Annotated in this window: 15 protein-coding genes; 10 read left to right on the forward strand and 5 right to left on the reverse strand. The window is 49.1% G+C overall.

Annotated features, from left to right (window positions below; genetic code table 11):
* Nucleotides 1–157: 157 nt before the first annotated feature.
* Nucleotides 158–1870 carry a formate--tetrahydrofolate ligase gene (locus K0H59_RS02830; RefSeq protein WP_220054598.1) on the forward strand — a complete coding sequence of 571 codons (1713 nt, stop codon included), beginning with the start codon at nt 158–160 and terminating at the stop codon, nt 1868–1870.
* 79 nt (nt 1871–1949) lie between these two features.
* On the opposite strand, the gene K0H59_RS02835 is transcribed toward K0H59_RS02830, so the two are convergent.
* Nucleotides 1950–3602: a mechanosensitive ion channel family protein gene (locus K0H59_RS02835; RefSeq protein ID WP_220054599.1), complete on the reverse strand. Its 1653-nt coding sequence runs from the start codon at nt 3600–3602 to the stop codon at nt 1950–1952.
* Between the two features lie 221 nt (nt 3603–3823).
* Here K0H59_RS02835 and K0H59_RS02840 point away from each other — a divergent pair, with 221 nt between their 5' ends.
* From K0H59_RS02840 to rraB, 7 genes are all read left to right on the forward strand, one after another.
* On the forward strand, nt 3824–4153 hold the full coding sequence (locus tag K0H59_RS02840) for a hypothetical protein (protein ID WP_088211808.1): 330 nt from the start codon (nt 3824–3826) through the stop codon (nt 4151–4153).
* Between the two features lie 461 nt (nt 4154–4614).
* Nucleotides 4615–4905 carry an ABC-type zinc uptake system zinc chaperone gene (locus K0H59_RS21200; RefSeq protein WP_258405886.1) on the forward strand — a complete coding sequence of 97 codons (291 nt, stop codon included), beginning with the start codon at nt 4615–4617 and terminating at the stop codon, nt 4903–4905.
* Between the two features lie 81 nt (nt 4906–4986).
* Nucleotides 4987–6168, forward strand: a complete 1182-nt coding sequence (locus K0H59_RS02845; protein WP_220054600.1) for a hypothetical protein — start codon at nt 4987–4989, stop codon at nt 6166–6168.
* Nucleotides 6152–7060, forward strand: coding sequence for a metal ABC transporter solute-binding protein, Zn/Mn family (locus K0H59_RS02850; RefSeq protein ID WP_220054601.1), 909 nt, complete (start codon nt 6152–6154; stop codon nt 7058–7060). The genes K0H59_RS02845 and K0H59_RS02850 overlap by 17 nt, the downstream gene beginning before the upstream one ends.
* 4 nt (nt 7061–7064) lie before the next feature.
* Complete coding sequence (locus tag K0H59_RS02855) at nt 7065–7844, forward strand: metal ABC transporter permease (protein ID WP_220054602.1); 780 nt, start codon at nt 7065–7067, stop codon at nt 7842–7844.
* A 183-nt stretch (nt 7845–8027) separates the two neighbouring features.
* Entirely contained in the window at nt 8028–8771 is a 744-nt protein-coding gene (locus tag K0H59_RS02860) for a 1-acylglycerol-3-phosphate O-acyltransferase (RefSeq protein WP_041412535.1), read from the forward strand.
* 43 nt (nt 8772–8814) lie between these two features.
* Complete coding sequence (gene rraB / locus K0H59_RS02865) at nt 8815–9222, forward strand: ribonuclease E inhibitor RraB (protein ID WP_011715766.1); 408 nt, start codon at nt 8815–8817, stop codon at nt 9220–9222.
* 57 nt (nt 9223–9279) lie between these two features.
* On the opposite strand, the gene K0H59_RS02870 is transcribed toward rraB, so the two are convergent.
* Both K0H59_RS02870 and K0H59_RS02875 read right to left on the reverse strand, forming a co-directional pair.
* Entirely contained in the window at nt 9280–10254 is a 975-nt protein-coding gene (locus K0H59_RS02870; protein ID WP_011621373.1) for a sensor domain-containing diguanylate cyclase, read from the reverse strand.
* Nucleotides 10255–10272: 18 nt separating this feature from the next.
* A complete protein-coding gene (locus K0H59_RS02875; protein WP_011621374.1) occupies nt 10273–11268 on the reverse strand; it encodes a response regulator in 996 nt (331 codons plus the stop codon).
* 578 nt (nt 11269–11846) lie between these two features.
* Here K0H59_RS02875 and K0H59_RS02880 point away from each other — a divergent pair.
* Nucleotides 11847–12653, forward strand: coding sequence for a crotonase/enoyl-CoA hydratase family protein (locus tag K0H59_RS02880; RefSeq protein ID WP_220054603.1), 807 nt, complete (start codon nt 11847–11849; stop codon nt 12651–12653).
* Nucleotides 12654–12717: 64 nt separating this feature from the next.
* Here the strand turns inward: K0H59_RS02880 and K0H59_RS02885 are convergent, their stop codons facing one another.
* A complete protein-coding gene (locus tag K0H59_RS02885) occupies nt 12718–13719 on the reverse strand; it encodes a DUF3530 family protein (protein ID WP_220055547.1) in 1002 nt (333 codons plus the stop codon).
* Nucleotides 13720–13957: 238 nt separating this feature from the next.
* Nucleotides 13958–16864 (reverse strand): RNA polymerase-associated protein RapA, encoded by a 2907-nt coding sequence (gene rapA / locus K0H59_RS02890; RefSeq protein WP_220054604.1) that lies wholly within the window; start codon nt 16862–16864, stop codon nt 13958–13960.
* A gap of 402 nt (nt 16865–17266) precedes the next feature.
* Between rapA and K0H59_RS02895 the strand changes: the two genes are divergently transcribed.
* Nucleotides 17267–18661: a PhoH family protein gene (locus K0H59_RS02895; RefSeq protein WP_011627270.1), complete on the forward strand. Its 1395-nt coding sequence runs from the start codon at nt 17267–17269 to the stop codon at nt 18659–18661.
* Nucleotides 18662–18870 lie beyond the last annotated feature (209 nt).

Raw genomic sequence — 18870 nt, forward strand, 5'->3', positions numbered from 1 at the left:
AACCCTTTCGATGGCTATATATCTTAAAGCTAATCACCTAATATCCGCCATATTCAATCAGCCGTCGCTGATACTTACCGATTTTGCGTACCTATTTTGTATTCACTGCTTGCATGCCTAGCGTGGATACCAAAATACCCAAGGGAGAGATGACCCCATGCTAACTGATATGGATATTTCGCGCCGCGCGCACCTAAAAGATATCGCCGCGCTTGGCGCCGAATTGGGGTTATTGCCCGATGAGATGCAGCTATTTGGCACGACTAAAGCTAAGGTCGATTTGCGTGTGCAGCAGCGTTTAGCTGAGCAGCAACAGGGTAAGCTGATCATTGTCACCGCCGTGACACCAACGCCCCACGGCGAAGGCAAAACCGTCACCACCATTGGTTTAACCCAATCCCTCAAAGCGTTAGGTAACAAGGTGTGCGCCTGTATTCGCCAGCCCAGTATGGGCCCTGTATTTGGGGTAAAGGGTGGCGCCGCTGGTGGTGGTTACGCCCAAGTGGTGCCCATGCAGGAGCTGAATCTGCATTTAACGGGTGACATTCATGCCGTCAGCAGTGCCCATAATCTTGGCGCGGCGGCGATAGCCTCTCGGCTGTACCATGAAACGCGGTTAGGCAAGGCCGAATTTGAGCAGCAGTCCGGGCAGAATTACCTAGATATAGATCCTAACGGGATTCGCTGGCACCGAGTGGTCGATCATAACGATCGCTGTTTACGTGAGATTGAAGTCGGGCTGGGTGAAAATAATGGCCCCGCTTACACCTCTGGCTTTGATATTACCGCCGCCTCCGAGTTAATGGCGATTCTAGCACTGAGTCATAATCTGGCGGATATGCGCGCGCGTATTGGCAAGCTAGTACTAGCTGTGAATCGCCAAGGTGCGGCAATTAGCGCGGAAGACCTTGGAGTTGCTGGCGCGATGACGGCGATCATGGCGGATGCGGTAAAACCTACCTTAATGCAGACCTTAAACGGTGCGCCTTGTCTTATCCACGCAGGGCCCTTTGCCAATATCGCCCACGGTAACTCGTCGGTGATTGCCGACGATATCGCCCTAAAACTGGTCGATTTTGTAGTGACGGAAGGCGGTTTTGGCTCCGATATGGGGTTTGAGAAGTTTTGTAATATCAAGGCGCGCCAGTCGGGATTAACTCCGAGCGCCGCGGTGTTAGTGACCACCTTAAAGGCACTGAAGGCCAATAGCGGCTTAATTTCGGATACAGATATCAATGCGCCCGACCAGGCCCGTCTCGAGGCGGGATTTGCCAACTTAAACTGGCATATCAACAATGTGGCGCGTTACGGTATTCCGGTTGTGGTGGCTATTAATCGCTTTGCAACCGATACGGATGCCGAGCTTAACTGGTTGATTGAGGCCGTTGCGGGCACTGCCGCCTTTGGCTGCGAGCTTAGCGAGGCTTTCAGTCAAGGTGAATCGGGAGCGCTGGCCTTGGCGCAAACCGTCATGCGCGCCTGTGAGCAGCCAAGCGAGTTTACCCTGCTATATCCCGATGACATGGCGCTTGAGGCGAAATTATCGACCTTGGCCGAAGTCGGCTATGGCGCTGCAGGGTTGAGTTTATCCGAGGCGGCTAAGCTCCAATTACAAGAACTCAGTGCCCTTGGTTACGCCCATTTACCCGTCTGCATGGCAAAAACACCCTTATCCATTAGCCATGACCCTCAACTTAAAGGCGTACCGCAAGGTTTTATCGTGCCTGTGCGCGAGTTAGTGTTAAATGCAGGAGCCGGATTTATTACCGCGTTGGTGGGGAATGTGATGACTATGCCTGGGCTTGGATTAGTTCCGGGTTATTTGAAGATTGATATCGGCGCAGATGGCGAGATTACCGGTTTAGGTTAATAGATTAACTGTTTGAATATCATGAAAAAGGCGCAATCTAGGATTGCGCCTTTTGTTTACTTCTCGCCTTGGCGAAGCGTTATTTATTGGTTCGGTAAATATGCACATCGCGCTGCGGGAAAGGAATGCTGATGCCCTCGGTATCGAAGCGCATTTTCACTTCGCGGGTAATATCCCAATACACATCCCAATAATCTTCGGGTTTAGCCCAAGGACGGACGATAAAGTCGACCGAGGATTCCCCTAAAACGTGCAGTTTAATGAGCGGTGCAGGGATTTTTTGCACCTTAGGATGCGCCTCAACAATCGACTTAAGCACGGCTTCGGCGTGCTCAATATTGTCGCCATAGCCAATACCGAAGGTCATGTCGACGCGGCGTTGGTGCTCGGCGGTAATATTGTTAATGGTATCACCCCAAATCTTGTTGTTTGGAATGATAAGCCTTTGGTTATCTAAGGTTTTAATTGTGGTGGAGACTAGGCTCATATGGCTTACGCGCCCCGTTACGCCAGCGGCGCTAATCAAGTCACCCACATCATAGGGACGATAGATCAAAATCATCATGCCCGAGGCAAAGTTCGAGAGTGAATCCTGCAGGGCGAAACCGATGATCACACCGGCGATACCAAAGCCTGCCAATAACGGGCCTAACTCAATCCCAAGCTGGGAGAGGGCAATCAGTACACCGATAGTGAAGACCGCTTTGCCCGAGAGCGAGGTAAAGAAGTCTTGCAGTAACTTACTGAAATTTAACTTAGAGTTACTAACGGTATTGCTCACAATCTTCTTCGCCAGTTTGCCCGCAAGGCTTGCGACAAACAGGATCATACAGAAGATAAATAGCTTAAAGACTAAAGTTGGGCCATGGTTGATGGACTGTTCTTTGGCCGTATGCAGCCATTGCTCGACTAAGCTTGAGGCCACATCGATACTCAAGACATCCTGAGTGATATCGCCTGAGATACTGAACAGGGTCTTTTTCAGCGAGGCGGTGTTTTGCTCGAGCGCATCGAGTAAGTCGATATCTATGCTAAGGCTCTGGCTGTTGAGCGCCAATCTGTCCTTTAGCTGCATGACGCGACTGGTTTGCGCGGCGGTCACATCTTTACCGGCATTAGTTGCGGCGTTAACTGCATTTTGTAACTGCTGCTGGGTAAAAGTGACAAAGCTATCGAAGTTATCGGCGCGACTTAAGAGGATTTGGGTCAGCTCCGCTTTCTGCGCTGCGACATCTTCGCCCATTTGGCCGAGCCAGTTTAAGGTCTCGAGTCGTTGTTTGTAGTTGTTGTCCTTATCGAGCTCACGTTTAGAGATTTCGAGTAAGGTCGACTCATCATCCGCCGTGCCGAGCTTATGGGACAACTTGGTCACGATATCATTGAAGTAGTCGTTGATTTTAAGGTTAAATGTCAGCTGCTCTTGCACCAATGCCAACATAAAGGCTTTATCGTAGTTCTCATCTTCTAACAGCACTTTAATCTTATTGCGTAACTGCAATGTCTTGTTTTGAATGCGATATTCAACAATGGTGCGCAATTCACCCTGGGATTGGGATAAGCGCGCAATATCTTCTTTAATGGCTGCCTGTAATGTTGTGAGCTCAACTTGAGCTTCATTCGGGATTGGCGCAGTTTGCGTGGCGGCGACTGGTTCTGCATCCGTCGCGAAAACTTCGGTACTCAATAGCAGGGGAAAGCTTAGGGCAAGTATTAATATGAGTGAGCGGCGCATAGGCGTTATCTTCAATAAAAATAGGTAGGTACATAATAGGAGGTGCGCGAAACACTGTAAAATCGCAACAGCATAAAATGCTGCTTGAGTACAAAAATTGTGCGCTGCTTGGCAGCTTTAAGCTCTTGAGGGAGGTTTTGAAACTTGAGGGCTAATTAGTTCGACTGAATGGGATGAGGATCTGATAAACTTAGCGCCCCATAGTTAGGAATGTACCGTAAATGCTGTGCTCCCATTGCCATCAGTCAATTAAAATTGCTCAAATTACCCAACAGCGTGGCAAAGGTTTTCACGCTCAAGTGCAATGTCCCCATTGTTCAGCATGGCTGGGGCATAACCCTAAATTATTGAAGCTAAAACTTTTTGGCTTTTATGCGAGTGTAGCTACAGGCCTATACAGCTACTTCGATGCTTCGACCCGGCATTTTTTGATCCCTGTGATGATCTTCTGTGTGATGTTGCTGCTGGTAAGCCATTTTATGGATCAATTGCAAACGATTGAGGCACCAGAGAAAGAAGACGATAGCGATCAACGGCAAAAGTATCGCTAGAGGCGAGGGGATTGGATTAACCGAGTGGAGCCGCGCAGGTTTTATCGCACAGGCTCAACTTGGTTTAGACTAGAGCTTGGCTATTGAACAACCTGTTCTTGACTCTCTAATGAGTGTTCTACGTAATAAATACCACCCAAAATTACTGCGCCGAAAATCACTATCCCTAAGATTAATCCTAAGTTTTCACGAAAAAATGCTAGCATTTTGGTTGCCTTTTGCTGGATTGAATGGATTCTAGATTGAGCGGGTATCACACCGAGCACATCATAGTTTTACTGACTTAAGCTAATCTTAAATAACTCTTTTTGCCAACTTGAGCCGGTTTTTTGTTGTGCGTTTTTCATCCTAAAGTTGCAATGGTAAATATCTTGTAACGCATTGGGCGCCTATTACCTTATTGCAACTTGCTAGTGGCCTGACTTAAACTTGTGCCACTTTTTTACTATGGGGACGACTGAGTGAGACTGCAAAGTCACATAAGACGCACAATTTCGGTATGGCTAGCCGCCGTATTGGTGTTGCTGTCTTTTGTTGCCTCAGCCCATAGTGTGACCCACCTTGATGATGGGGCAAAGACGCACTGTACCCTGTGCTTCCATCAACATCAGCTAAATAAAATTCTGCTCACCCAGCCGCTTAAGCTTGATTTAGCGATACAGCGATTCGATGTTTGTGAGTTTGTCTTACCCATTACCTTCTCTAAACACGTTAGTGTTTACCTAAGCCGCGCGCCACCAGTTCTCCGTTAAATCAACTTTTACATTTTAACTTATTGTATTTCTTGGTGACTTTACACAGTCATCGGGTACTAGTTGTATTTTGGAGATATCATGACTGTTTTGAACAACCGAATTTCTTTGGTGGCCTTGGCGTGCGCCTTCGTTTCGCCGGCACTGTTAGCGGAAGATTCGAGCCTTACCAATCCTGCGATTAGCGCAGTACTCAATGGCTACTACCAAACGGCCGAGCGCCCATTGGCTGAAACCGCCGAAGGCTTTGGTTTAGGTGAAACTGAGCTGGCGATGAGTGCCAATATCGACGACATGTTCTACGGCAAAGTAACCGCCGTTGTTGAGATGCACGATGGTGAAACTGAACTGAATCTCGAAGAAGCCTTTATCCAAACCATGGCGATGCCAGCGGGCTTTTCAATCCGTGGCGGACGTTTCCTCTCGGATATCGGTTATTTAAATAACCAGCATTTACATACCGATTCATTCACCGATCGCCCAATTGCTTACCGCGCATTTTTCGGCGGCCATTATTTTGATGATGGTGTGCGCTTAAACTTTGTGGCACCAACGGACTTGTATTGGACCATAGGTGCCGAAGCCTTTAAAGGCGAGAGCATGCGAGCTGCCGACGAACACGGTGAGCGTGAGTTTAAAAACGTAGGCGTGTACACCTTATACTCAAAAATCGGTGGCGACATTGGTGACAACAGCTCATGGCAGGCGGGATTGAGCTACCTGCGTAACGAAAATGGTCAAGCCACAGCCCATGAAGAGGGTGACGAGCACGAAGACGAAGCGGCCGAAGAAGGCCATGACCACAGCCATGCGGCATCTTACACAGGTAAAAACACCTATGGTGCTGATTTTGTGTATAAGTGGGCGCCAAATGGCAACTATAAATACCAAAACCTGACCCTGAGCGGTGAGTATTACCGCGTGACTGACTTTGTGCCGAGCGACCTGCATCCTGAGGATGCGCCGAGCAAGGACTATCATCAAGGTTGGTATCTGAGCAGCGTGTATCAATTCACGCCTAGCTGGTCTGCGGGTGTGCGTTACGGCGAGGTGGATACCCAAGAGCTCCATGGCGATCATTTCCATGGACAGAAGTTAAAGGAATCTGAGGTGAGTCTGGCGTGGCATTCGAGCCATTTCTCGACTGTACGTTTCCAGTACACCAATCAGAAGGGAACTAACTTCAATGGAATCGAAGACGACAATGTTTTCACTATTCAATACATTATGTCTCTGGGGGCTCACGGTGCGCATCAATTCTAATTTTGTTAAAGCGGCCGCAGCGGCCCTGTCTATCGCTTGTTCAGGCTTTGCCCACGCTGAGCTGAATGTGTTTGCCTGTGAACCCGAATATGCCGCATTGGCAAAAGAGCTGGCTCCAAATGCCAACATTTATTCGGCAACCACGGCCCTGCAGGATCCGCATCAAGTGCAGGCGCGTCCGAGTTTGATCGCCAAAATGCGCCAAGCGGATCTGGTGGTCTGTGCGGGCGCCGATTTAGAAATCGGTTGGCTGCCAATGCTGCAAATGAAGTCGGCTAACGCTAAGGTTCGCTCTACCGATCAGGGGCTATTTTTCGCCGCCGATCAAATCGATACCTTAGATAAGTTAGCGAGTGTGGACCGCAGCATGGGGGATGTGCATGCTCAGGGAAATCCGCATATCCACTTCGATCCGACGCGTTTGCTAAGCGTCGCGAATGCGCTCAGCGCTAAGATGAGTCAACTCGACCCGAGTGAGACGGCGAATTACCAAAAGGCATTAGCGGACTTTAGTACTCGTTGGCAGGCGGCGATTCCCCGCTGGGAAGAGCAGGCTAAAGCATTAAAAGGCAAAAAGGTCATCGCCTATCACACCAGTTTTAGATATCTATTCAACTGGTTGGGGATTGAACAAGCTGCAGATCTTGAGCCTAAACCCGGTCTGGCACCGACTAGCGGCCATTTAGCGAGTTTGCTGAGCCGCGCCGAGCAGGGCGATATTCTGGCGGTAGTTGTGGCGTCATATCAGGATGAGCGTGGTGCTAAGTGGTTGGGTGAAAAGGCTAATCTACCAGTACTTATGTTGCCAATGTCGGTTGGTGGCAACGATGCGAGTCAAGATCTCTTCAGCCTCTACGACAGCGCTATTGCCCTCTTAAACGGGGTGAAATAAGCCTATGTTGGATCTGGAACTGATGTCGATCCTGCTGCCAGCACTGGCGGCGGGGATCTTAGTGCTCTCAACGCATATTGTACTTGGCAAACAAGTGCTTAAACGTGGGATCATCTTTATCGATTTAGCCATTGCTCAAGTCGCCGCGTTGGGGGCGATTGTGGCGCACATGGACCACAGGTTAGAAGATATGCCATTTTCTAATGTGTGGATGCCGGCCTTATTCGCCCTTGCGGGGGCGGGGTTTATCGCTTGGTTATCTAAGCGGATGGCGGGTGAGCTAGAAGCGATGATAGGTTGCTTTTACGTGTTGTCGGCGGTGGCGGCCATGCTATTGCTGGCGAACGATCCCCACGGGGCTGAGCTGTTAAAGCAATTGATGTCGGGCCAGATCCTTTGGGTGAGTTGGTCGCAATTAGTGTTGCCGACCGTGGTTTATACGGCTGTGTTAGCGGTGATTTTTCTGCGGCCACAGATCTTAAACGGTGCGGGATTCTATCTGCTGTTTGCACTGGTGATCACCTTGTCGGTAGAGCTGGTTGGGGTCTATTTAGTGTTTAGTACACTCATTTTGCCAGCACTTGCACTCAACAAGTACCAAGGTAAGAGCGGCCTATTTTACGCTTATCTGGTCGGCCTTATGGGTTACTTGCTGGGGCTGGTGCTCTCGGCAACGTTGGACTTACCGAGCGGCGCGGCAATTGTCGCGACTTTGGCCCTTAGTGCCTTGGTCTTCCGTTTAGGCTTAAGTAAAACCGCGGCAGTGCGCCAGGTCGCAAACTAGGTTTTTAGTTTAGCCGTTTAAGCTTAGATATTGATTTAAAAGCCCATCGTCGTGCATGATTGCGCGAGTACCGATGGGCTTTTGTTTGGATTGTTAGCAACTCAGCTTACAGATGTAAACATTATATTGAGTCCCTAGGGCTGGGTGGCTATACTGTCGCCACTTTCATCCTTGGAGTATGTCGTGCTGTTACTCGTCAGATCTGTGTTGTTGGCTGTGTCATTGTTACTCGCGTTTATTTTTGGTGGATTGGTCTGCTTGTTGCGACCCCGTCACCGTGACAATGTACATATGTTCGCCAAGATCTTCTCATCCGTCGCCCCTATTCTAGGGCTTAAAGTCATAGTGCGTCGGCATAAAGAAATTCAGGATGGCCCTTATATCTTTTTAGGAAACCATCAAAATAACTTCGATCTGTTCACTCATACTAAAGCTGTGCCGAAAAGCACCGTCAGCTTAGGCAAAAAGAGCTTAGTGTGGATCCCGCTATTCGGGCAGATCTACTGGCTATCGGGCAATATTCTGATCGATAGAAAAAATCGCAACAGTGCCTTCGATACCATGGCTAAAACCGCCGAAAAGATTAAACAGAATCGTTTATCTGTGTGGATTTTCCCTGAGGGGACCCGCTCACGTGGCCGCGGTTTGCTCCCCTTTAAGGCTGGCGCCTTCCATACGGCGATTGCCGCTGGAGTGCCGATAGTGCCAGTGCTTGCCTCTTGTCAGAGCCATATTAATTTAAACCGTTGGGATAACGGGGTAGTGATCATTGAGATGATGGCGCCTATCCCGACCGAAGGATTAGACAAAGCCGATGTGAAGGCCTTTTCTGCCCAAGTGTATGAGACTATGTCAGCCAAATTTAACGAGATAAATCGTGAAGCGGCAACATTAATGGGTAAAACTCTCGAAGGCGATGACGTATAATAGCGCCAATTTGAGCCAGTTTTACCTTAACGGAGACAAATCCATGTCTATTGAAAGTCAATTAAAAGCCCAACTTGCCGAGAATCGTGACATAGTGCAAGCCCTGCTTGACGATGGCTCAGAGCCAGATGCGGAATACACCATTGAGCACCATTTCTCATCTAGCAACTTCGACCGCTTAGAAAAAGCCGCCGTTGATGCATTCAAACTCGGTTTTGAAGTCAATGACGCTGAAGAGATGGAGCTGGAAGATGGCTCAGTGATTTTCTGTTTTGATGCTATTGCTTACCACAAGTTGGAAGTTGCTTTACTGGATAAAGCGACCGAGCAGTTGCTGCAACTTGCGGCTAAACAGAAAGTGGATTACGACGGCTGGGGCACTTACTTCGTTGGCGACGATATCGATGATGAAGAAGGTGATGACGAAGAAGACGATGGTTTTCCGCACTAATTCGCGACCATTGAGATTTCAGTAACAAAAAGCCCATCATCGATGGGCTTTTTGGTTTTAGTAACCACTAGTTTGCGCGGTGTGCAGGACGCTACAGTTACGCCCCTTCTGCTTGGCTTCGTATAAGGCTTTGTCTGAGCAAGAAATCCAGCCAGAGCTGCTAGTGATATGTTTGCCAATTTCACACACGCCTAGGCTTACTGTGACTTTGATCTTCAGCCCTTCGTACACTATGGTGGAGTCGGCAATTCTTTCCCGCAAACGCTCGGTAAAGTTGAGGGCATCGGCGCCACAGGTATTAGGCATAACCACCGCAAACTCCTCACCACCATAGCGGCCGACACAATCGGTCTCCCGTAATGAATGGCTTAGGATATGGGCGATATGCTGAATCACCTTATCACCCGCGACATGGCCGTAGGTATCGTTGATTCTTTTGAAATGGTCTATGTCTATCATGACCAAGCTCGACATCCCCGAATAACGGGCGTGGAGGTCAAACTCATGCTCTAAACATTGTTGCCAATGGCGGCGATTATGGAGCTGTGTCAGGCCATCGGTCTGGCTGAGGCGTTCTAACTGCTCGTTGGCGGCCTTGAGCTGTAGCTTGTTGACGGCGATGTCGGTGACATCATAAATAATCACGCTGATATGGGTGATTTTTCCGGTTAATGAGGCCAGAGGCAACAGTGTCACGTTCTGGTACATAAAATCGGCCCGTCCGGTAATGGGGCGGTAGTTTTTAAACTGAAACACGTAGGGTCTTTGTTCCCAGCTGATAAAGGCTCGATTTTTCAGCATAAAAACCGATTCCATCTTTTGCTTTAACCAAGTCGCTGGTAGCTCAGGAAAACGGGTGAACAGGTTTTGCCCTTTAATCGAATTAGGGGATACGCCGCTATGGTTTTCCATAAAGCCGTTCCACAGTTGGATATTATAATCGCGATCTAATACCACTAGACCCACTTCGATGGTTTGCACCATATCGATAAGCCAATGGAGTTCGTTCATTGCGCTTTGATCGTTTGACATAAGGTAAAATCCAACTGATTAATCGAGTAAATAACCGAGCTTATAACTGAGCGTCGGAATAGAGTCTTCGGTAAATAACAGTAACAAATCGCATTGAACATTATGGTTTTCAATACGATAGTTAATCTCCATTGCTAAGGTTCTGTGCCATTTTTCCGAGTTATCATGGATAAGATCATTCACCGTACAGTGGCGGCCTAGCACTACAGGGTGAGCCTGGCTGAACTTCATGTCGAGCTGCTCTGAGATCCCGTTTAGGAAGGCGCCAATCAATACGTTGCCTGTGTCGATCAAGACTTCAATCTCAGTGCTGATGTCCTCTGGATTGGCTAGCCCCATGAGTTTTGCCATATCTTGAAAGCTCGAATCGTGGAATAGCAGCAGGGCTTCACCCGCCACGCCCGCACCAATAAATCCTTGGCAGAGGGCTGATACCGTTGAGCTTTCTTCCGTCGCTTTGAGCGCCATCGTCAGCTCACTGACTTCGAGCACGTTCACGTTTGGAATAGGTAAGAGGACAAAAACATCGAGAAGTTTGGCTAACAGATCGGCGGCGCGCCCCATGGCGACGTTGGCGATCTCTTGGCAGGCGTCACGCATATCGACTTTGATCATCGGCGTTTCTTCCGCCTGATCTTTCTGCGTTAAGGTGAGGATGCCGTATTCCTGCAGGATATTACTGATGGCGTCGGCACTGACGGGCTTTTGAATAAAATCCAATGCCCCTAAGGCTTTCACTCTTTCATGGGCTTTGATCTGAATATCACCCGAGACCACAATAATCAGCGCGGGAAGATCGTTTTGCTGCACGGTTTGCAGCACTTCATAACCATCCATGACTGGCATATTAAGGTCGAGGAAGACAACTTCGCCTTTACCTGCGCGAATGGCATCTAAACCCTCGGCGCCATTGGTGGCGTAGGTGATCTCGACATCCCATTCTTTCGGTAGGGTACGAGCCATTTGTTTGCGCGCCATGGCGGAGTCGTCACAGATGAGTACAGAGATTGTCATGCTGACTACTGATCCTTAATTGCCCATTTATTGAAGATAACACTAATTCTAAATCTTTGAATGACGAATTAAGCTCTTCGGGCAAGTTTGATTTATAACATCTATATGTAACCTATAGATTTTATTTGTTAATTCAATTTATTTATCTCTCGAGCGCGAGGCGCTGGCAGTAAAAAGCCTTGGAGAATTAAATCAAATTTCGCGAATTTGTCGTAAGCAGGGCATCGATTTTTGCGAATAGCTCGATGCTCAATCCTGCAATAGGCTGTTTCCCCACGGGACCCATCTCGACACGATTATGCAAATTTGTGGGTAAGCAGCGCCGTTGGTGATGCAACCGATGTTCAGAGAAGATGACTCGTTAAAACGACAAGTTGCACCCATGGTTGAACATAAGGGGTTAATACTTTTGAGGTTCTCATGCTTCAGCGCAAGCCTAGCATACTCACCTATTAAAACTTAATGACAGTCGACAATATTTTGACGGATGTCAAAATTTAGGCTTATGTTACATCCTTTGGTGAATTATTCCAAACGTGTTAACATTTGCTCTGGCCTGACCAGTAACGGAATATTTCATGAGTGAGCCTTGTGTGCAAGTAACGATTGAGAATGGCATTGCATATGTCCAGCTCAATCGACCAGAAAAATATAATGCAATTAATTATTTAATGTTTAGCGAGTTGGACAGAGCGATCAAACGTATTAAATCAAATACTCGGATTCGACTGGTTATTTTATCTGGAGCTGGAGGCCATTTTAGTTCGGGGCTGGACGTAAAGAGTGTGATGTCGGCACCGATGCAAGCATTCAAATTGCTGTTTAAATGGCTGCCTGGCAATGCCAACTTAGCGCAGAGAGTCTCCCTTGGGTGGCAAGGTTTACCCGTGCCTGTCATCGCGGTGTTAGAAGGCTGCTGCTATGGCGGTGGCATGCAAATCGCCTTAGGTGCTGATTTTAGAATAGCGAGCCCAGACAGCAAGTTATCTATTATGGAAGCCAAATGGGGGCTAGTGCCGGACATGGCTGGCTTAGTGGCGCTGAGGCAAATAATGCCCAAGGATCAGGCGATGTTACTCAGCCTTACGGCCAAAGTGTTGTCGGGCGAAGAGGCGAGTCGCTTAGGGTTAGTGACTCAGCTAAGTGATCATCCGATGTTAAGCGCGCAGCAATTGGCTCAGGAGCTTCTCAATACCTCCCCCGATGCCGCAGCGGCGATCAAGTTGAGCATCAATCGTAGCTGGACGGCTTCGATTCGTGCACTTCTTTGCCGTGAGTCGTGGAGCCAAGTCAGACTGTTACTTGGTAAAAATCGCGCGATTGCAGCGACGCGTCAGCTAAAGGATCCCAACAAAGCCTATCAAGATCGCCAATCGGGTTGGTAGCAGCGTAACTCTATTTCGATAACGCCCCATAACGGATTACTTAAGCTTTAGAAAGGCTTGCACCTCAATTGGCGCCGCTCATACGGGCGGCGAATCCCCTTATGGCGCTCAAACAGTTCTGCCATGCACTCTCGTTATCCAGATTTAATGCTAATGTCGTTTGCCGATAATTCGGCGCCTCTAACGTCACGGCGAGGCTTTTGCGTTGCTCCGCCGTTTCTAACGATGCGGGGTGACCATCGGGTGATTGAATATCGAGTATTGGCATAGTGAGCTTGGCCAGTTTCTCGGCAATGGCTTGGTTACGCGCCTCATCTTCGCTGTAGGGGTTGATGACGATTAATACATCGGGATCGGCAATTTTCTTTTGGCTTAATAGACTTATCAATAATCCCGCACTTTGATCGGCGGTGATCAGCACCCGTTTACCGGGAAAGTCGGTGCCTACGCTGTCGAGCTGTGACATGCTTTTGACTAAAAAGTCTTCCTGCTCAAGCAAATGCTTATTGCTCTGCTCGGGTTTCACTTTTTGACTCGGTTTATTCGAAGGACTGCTTAACTGTGCCGCCCCTGCGGAGGTCACTTCGGTCGCCGGAGTGGCAAAGTTGGGTGCGGGCGGCTCTGTGGGCGGGGTAAGGCTTAAACTGGCCCAGCCAGCAGCATTGATATTACGTCTGACAAAAGCCATTAATCCGGGCGCATCGGCGGTGCCATTGGTGGCGGGTAAGATAATCGCGGCGCCGAGTTTTTTGCGGCCTTCCCATGAACGAACTAAGAGTTCGAGCGGTTGATCATCTATGGTGATCAGCTTGATTTCACTCGCGGGTAAATAACTGCTTGTTCTTTTCGCCACAGCTTGCCCATTGGGCGCTTTGCTCGCTTGGTTCGTCTCGGCGTTTTGGGGAGTTGTCTCTGGCGCCTGCGGGCTGGATTCAGGTGCTTGAGTACTTGTTTCTGGCGCCTGAGTATTGGGGGCTGGCGCTTGAGTGCTGGGATCGGCGGCGAATAAGCTCGCACTGGCGAGAGCTAAGGCTAGGCTCAATACCGAGGGGATAATACGCGCCATAGAATTGATAACCACCTGTGTAGTCTCATAAATTCAATTAGCTAGAGTATAACCTGAAGCGGCGTAGCAGAAGCAATTTTTGCTTGAGCTCGTGACGACGAACGCGCGCAGCAGTGCCTAGGCCCAGCCTACAGCCATACTTATCGTGAAGAGAAAATAAAAACGCCCAGCATTTGCTGGGCGTTTGCATATTCGCTTAAGCGAGCCTAGGGAGGCTCTAGCTTACCGTCATTGCGGATTAGACATGGCTAACCAAAACCATACGAATCGCGTCGAGCTGTAGCTGACTCGCGTCGAGGTAAGTGCTCAGTTCCTGCATTTGGTTACGCAGGTATTCCAACTCTTCCTCACGGATATTCGGGTTAACCGCTTTCAAGGACTCTAAACGGTCCAATTCGCCCGTCAGTTGGCTGGTCATTTTCTCACGCGCCTGCGCCACTAACTCGTTCACGGCGGCTTGGGCATATTCTTCACCCTTAGCAAATAACGGATGCAGAATCGGTTGGGATGCTGTGACTAACTTGCTGCCAATATGGCGGTTAACCGCGCTTAACTGTTTGTCAAAGCTAGTGTAATCCACCTTAGCAGATAAATCGTTGCCGTTTTTATCCAGCAGTACGCGGATAGGTGTCGGTGGCAGATAACGATATAACTGGCTCGATTTAGGCGCCGAAGCATCCGCCATGTAGATCAGTTCTAAGAACAGGGTGCCTGCGGGTAAGGCTTTGTTTTTCAAAATCGCCACGCTCGTCGTGCCTGTGTCAGAGCCAGTGATCAGATCTAAGCCTGTTTGCACTAACGGGTGCTCTTGGGTGATCAGGGCGATATCGTCACGGGAGAGCGCAGTATCACGGTCAAAGGTGACCGTCACGCCATCCTCGTGCAGTCCCGGATAGGTTGGGAACATCATGTGTTCGCTTGGACGCAGGATGATAGAGTTCTCACCTTTATCTTCTTGATCGACACCGATAATGTCCCACAAGCGGATCACCGAACCAATCAGTTTAGTGTCCTGATCGCTTTGGGCTAAACGCTCGACAATCGCCTTGGCCTTATCGCCACCGTGGGAGTTGATTTCCAGCAGCTTATCGCGGCCTTGCTCCATAGCGTGTTTCAGTTCTTTGTAACGGCTTTGAGTGTGGTTGAGCAGATTGGTTAGCTCATCTTCATCCCCGCCGACGAGAACATTCAACAGATCTTCGGCAAATTCACTGTACAGCACATGGCCACTTGGACAGGTGAGCTCGAAGGCATTCAGACCTTGGTGATACCAGTTGAGCAGACGCTCCTGCGCCGTATCTTGCAGATAAGGCAGGTGAATTTGGATATCGTTCTTCTGCCCGATACGGTCTAAACGGCCGATACGTTGCTCTAATAAATCTGGGTTCAATGGCAGATCGAACAGCACTAAGTGGCTGGCGAACTGGAAGTTACGACCTTCGGAGCCGATTTCAGAACAGATCAGCGCTTGGGCGCCGCCTTCTTCTTGGGCGAAGTAGGCTCCCGCCTTGTCGCGCTCGATGATCGACATGCCTTCGTGGAATACGGTAGCTTGAATGCCTTCACGGGTACGCAGGGCTTCTTCTAAGCTCAGGGCGGTATCGGCGCCACTGGCGATGATCAGCACTTTCTTGCTGCGGTGCGACTTTAAGAACTCGATTAACCAATCCACGCGAGGATCGAACTTCCACCAACTGGCGCTGTTATCTTCAAATTCTTGGTAGAGTTTTTCTGGGCTTAGGGCTTGAGCCGCTTTCGCTTCTAAGCTCTTACGACCACCCATCATCTCATTCACGCGGGCAGCGGTAAGATACTGCTCAGGCATTGCATGGGGATAGGCGTTGAAAATACGTTTCGGGAAGCCTTTTACCGAGGCGCGGCTGTTGCGATACAGCACGCGACCTGTGCCGTGGCGGTCGAGCAACTCTTGCAGCAGTTCGCTGCGAGCCGCTTGTTGCAGTTCGCTATCGATATCTTCGGCTTGAATTAAACGAATGCTCGGCGCTATGTCTTTCTCGCTGAGTAATTCGGTGAGGCTGTTGATGGCGGCATCGGATAATTTTGCGTCGCCCGCTAAGGCTTCGGCGGCAACGGCGACATCTTTGTAGCTGTTTTCTTCGGCGAGGAAGGCATCGTAGTCGTAGAAACGATCTGGGTCGAGTAGGCGCAGGCGCGCAAAGTGGCTCTCATGGCCGAGTTGGTCTGGCGTTGCCGTTAATAACAATACGCCAGGCACTACTTCGCTTAATGCTTCAACCACTTGGTAGGCACGGCTCGGGGCTTCTTCGGTCCACTCTAAGTGGTGAGCCTCGTCGACGACCAGCAGATCCCAGTCGGCATCGAGTGCTTGGTCGAGACGTTTCTTTTTACGCAGTAATTCGAGGGAACAAATCACTAACTGCTCGGTGTAGAAAGGGTTGTCATGGTCGGCAAAGGCTTCGACACAACGGTCTTCATCAAATACTGAGAAGCGCAGGTTAAAGCGGCGCAGCATTTCCACTAACCACTGATGGCGCAGGGTATCCGGCACAATGATCAGCACTCGTTCGGCGCGGCCAGTGAGCAGTTGTTGATGGATAATCAGACCCGCTTCGATGGTTTTACCTAAACCCACTTCGTCGGCCAGCAATACACGCGGCGCATAACGGCGACCCACTTCATGGGCAATCCACATCTGGTGGGGGATAAGGCCGACGCGTGGACCTTGTAAGCCGAGTAAATCTGAGGTCGCCAGTTGATGACGCAGTAACTGGCATTGGTAACGAATACCGAAACGGTCTAGGCGGTCAATCTGACCAGCAAACAGGCGATCCTGCGGTTTGTTAAAGCGAATGTTGTGGTTTAACAGGGTCTCGCGCAGGCTGACTTTCTCACCTGTTTCGCTGTGGATACCGTGGTAGACGACGAGGCCGTCTTTTTCGGTGAGTTCTTCAACCGAGAGGCTCCAGCCTTCATGGCTTTCAACCGTATCGCCAGGGTTGTATATGACACGGGTCAGGGGGGCTTCGTTGCGCGAGAACATGCGGTTCTCACCAGTCGCAGGGAATAACACTGTGACCATACGGCCTTCAACTTGTACGACTGTTCCTAAACCAAGCTCTGACTCGGTATCACTTATCCAACGTTGTCCTAAGGCAAACGGCATCTTAAATTCTCATCTCTGGGCGGACTCTAACAAAGGGCGCGTATGTTATATCAATACTAGGGATATTTGAATCGCCCTCTCACCCGTTAGAGCCTAATTCCCCACACACTAGATTACAAATTGAACAGTGAAGAAAATTCTCTGTAGTCGTACGATGATTTGTCATGCTACTGTCATATCGAGGGACCTACACTGCCCTCGAGTCACCGACTTAAACACAGGTTCATTCGGTTGGCATTCAGAGAGAATGGTGCCAATATTAGTTTAAGCCGCTAGCCGTCTTTATTAAGTAGAGGCTTGAACTTTAAGATCATTCTTTAGCTCGCCAACTGACATAGGAGCCATATCCACTCACCTGGAAAGAGATGTAGCATAAAAACAATCGAGCACTCTGGAGGCGCCATGGAACAAGACGACAGAAAGTTGTTTGTACTGGATACCAATGTGTTACTACATGAACCTTTGGCGATCTATTCGTTTAAAGAGCACGATGTGGTCATTCCGATGACAGTGCTAGAAGAGCTAGACCAGATTAAAGATCGAAAGAGTGATGTGAGTCGGGATGCTAGGGTCGCCATACGGGCGTTGGAAGATACCCTAGGCGGTGATACAACACCGGAACAAATCATTAATGGTGTCCCTTTACCGAGTCGAGAAGGGCATGCCGATGCGATAGGGGCGCTGTCTATTTTCCCTGACCATCTTGTCGATTTTACCTTAGGCGCCCTGCCGGGGGATGGCAACGATAACCGCATTATCAATACCGCTCTGCACCTGCAAAACCTCCACCATCCACGTACCGTGGTGTTAGTTACCAAAGATATCAATATGCGTCTTAAGGCCAAGGGCGCGGGCATTCAATTGGTTGAGGATTATCGAACCGACCAGCTGATCGATGATATTCGTTTCCTCAGCAAGGGCTTTTATCAATTCGAAGGGAATTTTTGGGAGCATTTAAACAAGGTATCCACCGAGCGCCATGGTCGACATACGATTCACGAAGTCCCACTGAAAGATTTAGATAACGAACCCTTCTACATAAACCAGTATCTGATTGATACCGAATCTGATTTTTGTGGCCGCGTCACCGAGCGTAGCGATACCCATCTGCATATTTTAGATCTGGGCCGCGAACGCTTAAAAAACCTCGAGGCGTGGGGAGTTAAACCTAAGAATGTTTACCAAGGGATGGCGTTGCAGGCGCTGCTTGATCCCGATATCGATCTGGTGATCTTAACGGGACCCGCGGGTTGCGGTAAAACCTTACTGGCAATGGCGGCGGCACTTGAGCTAGTAGTGGAGCGCAATCGTTACGATAAGGTCATTGTGACTCGTAATACGCCAGAAATTGCCGAGTCCATCGGTTTCTTACCCGGCACCGAAGAAGAGAAGATGATGCCATGGCTGGCGGCGATTACCGATACCTTAGAAGTGCTGCACAAGAATGATGTGAATCCGACCGGCAGTTTGAACTACATCATGGAGAAGGCGAATATCCAATTTAAGTCGATCAACTTTATGCGCGGCCGCTCGATCCAAAACTCCATCGTGCTCTTGGATGAATGTCAAAACCTGACGGCATCGCAGATCAAAACCATGATCACTCGGATGGGAGAAGGCACAAAATTGATTTGTTGCGGTAACTTAGCGCAGATCGATTCGAATTATCTCACCGCGGTAACCTCGGGGTTAACCTACATTGTTGAACGCTTTAAAGACTTTGAAGGCAGCGCCAACCTGTACTTGAATGGGGTGGTGCGTTCACGCTTGGCCGAATACGCCGAAGAACATCTCTAACTATTTACTTTATTGTTACAAAAGGTCTCACTCGTGGGACCTTTGTTTTTACGCATTTCTATGATTTTTCAAGCAACTAATCATAGACTTTGACAGCCTTCGTACGGCAATTATTTGATGCGACTCGGGGTTTCTTCCTGCTAATATATGAAGCCATAAATGTACTCAGTCACTTTTGCCACCGATGGCTAAAATCAAGCGCTGCAATC

It is taken from the genome of Shewanella sp. FJAT-51649 (genome assembly GCF_019457435.1).
In the GTDB taxonomy this organism is placed as follows: domain Bacteria; phylum Pseudomonadota; class Gammaproteobacteria; order Enterobacterales; family Shewanellaceae; genus Shewanella; species Shewanella mangrovisoli.

Coding starts and splice junctions, on each gene's coding strand:
- K0H59_RS02880 (WP_220054603.1), top strand. CDS start 11,847: ATGAGTGAGCCTTGTGTGCAAGTAACGATTGAGAATGGCATTGCATAT.
- K0H59_RS02855 (WP_220054602.1), top strand. CDS start 7,065: ATGTTGGATCTGGAACTGATGTCGATCCTGCTGCCAGCACTGGCGGCG.
- K0H59_RS02840 (WP_088211808.1), top strand. CDS start 3,824: ATGCTGTGCTCCCATTGCCATCAGTCAATTAAAATTGCTCAAATTACC.
- K0H59_RS02870 (WP_011621373.1), bottom strand. CDS start 10,254: ATGTCAAACGATCAAAGCGCAATGAACGAACTCCATTGGCTTATCGAT.
- K0H59_RS02875 (WP_011621374.1), bottom strand. CDS start 11,268: ATGACAATCTCTGTACTCATCTGTGACGACTCCGCCATGGCGCGCAAA.
- K0H59_RS02845 (WP_220054600.1), top strand. CDS start 4,987: ATGACTGTTTTGAACAACCGAATTTCTTTGGTGGCCTTGGCGTGCGCC.
- K0H59_RS02835 (WP_220054599.1), bottom strand. CDS start 3,602: ATGCGCCGCTCACTCATATTAATACTTGCCCTAAGCTTTCCCCTGCTA.
- rapA (WP_220054604.1), bottom strand. CDS start 16,864: ATGCCGTTTGCCTTAGGACAACGTTGGATAAGTGATACCGAGTCAGAG.
- rraB (WP_011715766.1), top strand. CDS start 8,815: ATGTCTATTGAAAGTCAATTAAAAGCCCAACTTGCCGAGAATCGTGAC.
- K0H59_RS02885 (WP_220055547.1), bottom strand. CDS start 13,719: ATGGCGCGTATTATCCCCTCGGTATTGAGCCTAGCCTTAGCTCTCGCC.
- K0H59_RS02830 (WP_220054598.1), top strand. CDS start 158: ATGCTAACTGATATGGATATTTCGCGCCGCGCGCACCTAAAAGATATC.
- K0H59_RS02895 (WP_011627270.1), top strand. CDS start 17,267: ATGGAACAAGACGACAGAAAGTTGTTTGTACTGGATACCAATGTGTTA.